The following is a 3,948-nucleotide window of genomic DNA, read 5'->3' on the forward strand; positions in this document are numbered from 1 at the left end:
GGTCAGCAGCGGGCGCGATTGGCTGGGCGTGACCGGCGAGGTGCAGGTCGAGGAAGGCCGCGTCGTCGGCCTGCAGGAGCTGCTGTCCCTGAGCCGCGCCAGCAAGAGCCGCTTCGTGCGCATGGCCGAGGGGCATTACCTGGCGYTGTCCGAGCAACTGCGACAGCAGCTGCGCGACCTCGATTCACTGGCCCAGACCAAGAAGGGCGAGCTGCAACTGCCCAATGCCAGCGCCGCCTGGCTGGACCAGGGCCTGGCCGGCGTGCGCTTGGGCGGCGACAAAGCCTGGCGGGCGCGGGTGGAGCAGCTCACGGCCGCCGCGGCGCTGCAGCCCCAGCCGCCTAAATCCCTGCGTGCCGAGCTGCGTGCCTACCAGGTCGAGGGCTTTGCGTGGATGAGCCGCCTGGCCGCCGCCGGCTTTGGCGCCTGCCTGGCCGACGACATGGGCCTGGGCAAGACGGTGCAGACGCTGGCGCTGCTGATCGAGCGCAGCGCGCTGGGCCCGGCCCTGGTGCTGGCGCCCACGTCGGTCTGCGGCAATTGGGCGGCCGAGTGCGCCGCGTTTTCGCCGGGGCTGAATGTGCAGGTCTACGCCGAAGCCGCCGACCGCAACGCGCTGCTGCAAGCCGCCGGCCCGGGTGATGTCATCGTCGCCAGCTACGCGCTGGCGCAGATCGACGCCGAGGGCTTTGCCGCGCGCCGCTGGGCCACGCTGGTGCTGGACGAAGCCCAGGCGCTGAAGAACGCCGCCACCAAGCGCGCCAAGTCGGTCGCCGAGTTCGATGCCGACTTCCGCCTGGCCCTGTCCGGCACGCCGGTCGAGAACCGGCTGGCGGACCTGTGGTCCATCATGAACCTCATCAACCCCGGCCTGCTGGGCACACCGCAGCAGTTCAACGAGCGCTTTGCCGGCCCCATCGAGCGCCAGCAGGACGCGACGGCCCGCGCCCGGCTGCGCCGCATCGTCGCGCCCTTCCTGCTGCGCCGGACCAAGGCGCAAGTGCTGCAAGACCTGCCCCCACGCACCGAGATCGTCCACCGCGTGGAGCCCAGCGAGCAGGAACGCCACTTCCTCGAAGCCCTGCGCCGCGACGCGCAAGCGGCGGTGGCCGCGGCAGCGGCCAGCGGCGAGCGCGCCGCACCCATGCAGGTGCTGGCCGAGCTGATGCGCCTGCGCCGCGCCGCCTGCGACCCGCGCCTCGTGTCACCCGAGCTGGGCCTGGTGGGAGCCAAGATGGCCGAGTTCGAGCACATCGTGCGCGAGTTGGTGGCGGGCGGCCACAAGGCCCTCGTCTTCAGCCAGTTCACCGACTACCTCGACCTGCTCGGCGAGCGCCTCACGCAGATGGGCCTGCCCTTCCAGCGCCTGGACGGCAGCACGCCGCAGGCCGAGCGCACCAAGCGCGTGGCGGCCTTCCAGCGTGGCGAGGGCGATGTGTTCCTCATCAGCCTGAAGGCCGGCGGGTTCGGTTTGAACCTGACGATGGCGGACTACGTCCTCATCGTCGACCCCTGGTKGAACCCCGCCGCCGAAGACCAGGCCAGCGGCCGTGCCCACCGCATGGGCCAGCAGCGCCCGGTCACCGTCTACCGGCTGGTGACGGCCGGCTCGGTGGAGGAGCGCATCATCGAGCTGCACCGCGACAAGCGCGGCCTGGCCGAGGGCATGCTCGAGGGCCATGAACAGGCTTCGCCGCTGGACGCGCAGGCGCTGGCCGCTCTGCTCGAGGACTAGATGACAAGCACCTGGATAGCCGGCGCGACCGGCCTCGTCGGCCGCGCACTGTGCGCCGAATGGCCCGACGCCATCGCGCTGGCGCGCAAGCCGTTGCCGGGCACGACGGCGGTGAACTACACGCGGCCTGCCTCGTTCACCGCATTGCCCATCCCTGGCTGCGTGCTGATTGCGCTCGGAACGACGATGGCCCAGGCTGGCTCGCGCGAGGCCTTTCGTGCGGCAGACTTTCACGCAGTGCTCACCGTCGCCCGCGCGGCGCACGCGGCTGGCGCCACGCATTGCGGCCTGGTGTCGGCGCTGGGTGCGAACGCGCGTTCGCCGGTCTTCTACAACCAGGTCAAGGGTGAGGCCGAGGACGCGCTGATCGCACTCGGCTTCGAGCGCCTCGTCGTCGCTCGCCCATCGCTGCTGGACGGCGAGCGGGAGCAGCTGGACCAGCCGCACCGCACGGCGGAGGCCTGGACGCTCAAGCTGGTGCGGCCGCTGGCTGGCCTGATTCCCGCCACCTGGCGCCCCATCTCGCCGCAGCGCATTGCACGGTCCATGCGCCTGGCCCTCGAAGCCCCCGGCCCGGCCGTGCGCATCATCGAGTCCGGCGAAATGCAACGCATGGGCCAATGAAGTCCCCGGCGATCGAGCCCACCGAGGTCGACTTTTCCGACCCCGATGCCCCGGCTTCCCCCACCTTCGGCGACGTCTACCACTCGCGCGCCGGCGCCCTGCCCCAGGCCCGCCACGTGTTCGTCGCCGGCAACGGCCTGCCCGGCCGCTGGCAGGGCCGCGAGCGCTTCGTCGTGCTGGAGACCGGTTTTGGCCTGGGCAACAACTTCCTCGCCACCTGGGATGCATGGCGGCAAGACCCGGCACGCTGCGAGCGCCTCGTCTTCGTCAGCGTGGAGAAGCACCCACTGAAGCGCGACGATCTGGCCCGCGTCCATGCGGCCAGCCCCTTGCCCGACCTGGCGGCCCAACTGGTCGAACGCTGGCCGCCGCTGACCGCCGGCCTGCACACGCTGAGCTTCGAGGACGGTCGCGTCGAACTGCTGCTGGGCCTGGGCGATGCACGCGAGTTGCTGCGCGAACTGGTACTGGACGCCGATGCCCTCTACCTCGATGGCTTCGCACCGCAGCGCAACCCGGAGCTGTGGGACGAATGGCTGCTGAAGAGCCTGTCCCGGCACGCCGTGCCCGGCACGACGGCGGCCACGTGGAGCATCTCGCGGCCCATGCGCAGGGCGCTCACCGCACTGGGCTTCGAGGTGCGCCTGGCGCCAGGTTTTGCCAACAAGCCCGAGATGACCGTCGCCCGGTTCGCGCCTCGGCACACGCAGCGGCCGGCCGGCCGCGAGCCGCTGGCGCCCGGCGCGAAGCAGGCCGTCATCGTCGGCGCCGGCCTTGCGGGTGCGGCCTGCGCGCTGGCGCTCTCGCGGGCGGGCGTGGCCTGCACCGTCGTCGATGCGTTGCCAGGCCCGGCCCAGGCCAGCTCGGGCAACCCGGCCGGCCTCTTCCACGGCACCCTCAACCCGGACGACGGCCCGCACGCGCGCTTCAACCGCGCCGCGGCGCTGGCCACGCAGGCTTTGCTGACGGAGCTCGCCCTGCCTCATCAGCGCGGCCTGCTGAGGATGGAGACGCGACTGCCGCTGGCCGCCATGCGCGGCGCGCCGGGCTATGTCGAGGCCCTGTCCGCCGAAGGCGCCTCGATCCTGGCCGGCACCGCCCTCGCCCACCCGGCCTGGTTCTATCCCGGTGGTGGCGCGCTGGACCCGGCCGCCTACATCCGCGCCATGCTGGCCGCCAGTGGGGTCGCCCTGAAACTGGGCAGCCCCGTCGCCGCCCTGGAAGCAGCCACCGACGGCTGGCGCCTGCGGGATGCCCAGGGTCATCGCATCGCCGAGGCGCCCCTTGTCGTGTTGGCCGGCGGCCATGGCCAACTGTCGCTGCTCGGCGAACTGGCTGCCGGCTTGACCGTGCAGCGCGGCCAGTTGACCCACTTGCCGGAAGCACCCTGGTGCCCCACCGTCCCCATCGCCGGCGACGGCTACGCCATCGCCGATGGCCGCGGCGGCCTGTGGTGCGGTGCGACGACCCAGGACGGTGATCTCGACCCGGCGCTGCGCGAGGTTGATCAGGCCGACAACCTCGCCCGCTACGCGCGCTTGGCCGGCCTGGCCACCCCGCCGCAGGCGCCGCTCTCCGGCCGCGTGGCC

General features: G+C 72.3%; 3 protein-coding genes. All 3 read left to right on the forward strand.

Going from position 1 to position 3,948, the window contains the following annotated elements; translation table 11 throughout:
• On the forward strand, positions 1-1,735 hold a 1,735-nt coding region (locus AC1DU6_RS22645; RefSeq protein WP_477859763.1), incomplete at its 5' end, for a DEAD/DEAH box helicase.
• The gene (locus tag AC1DU6_RS22650) at positions 1,736-2,359 is read left to right on the forward strand and encodes a Rossmann-fold NAD(P)-binding domain-containing protein (RefSeq protein WP_477859764.1); all 624 of its coding nucleotides are present in this window, start codon (positions 1,736-1,738) and stop codon (positions 2,357-2,359) included. It begins immediately after the preceding gene.
• On the forward strand, positions 2,356-3,948 hold a 1,593-nt coding region (mnmC2, locus tag AC1DU6_RS22655; protein ID WP_477859765.1), incomplete at its 3' end, for a tRNA (5-methylaminomethyl-2-thiouridine)(34)-methyltransferase MnmC2. The genes AC1DU6_RS22650 and mnmC2, both read left to right, overlap by 4 nt.

It is taken from the genome of Roseateles sp. P5_B10 (genome assembly GCF_056400485.1).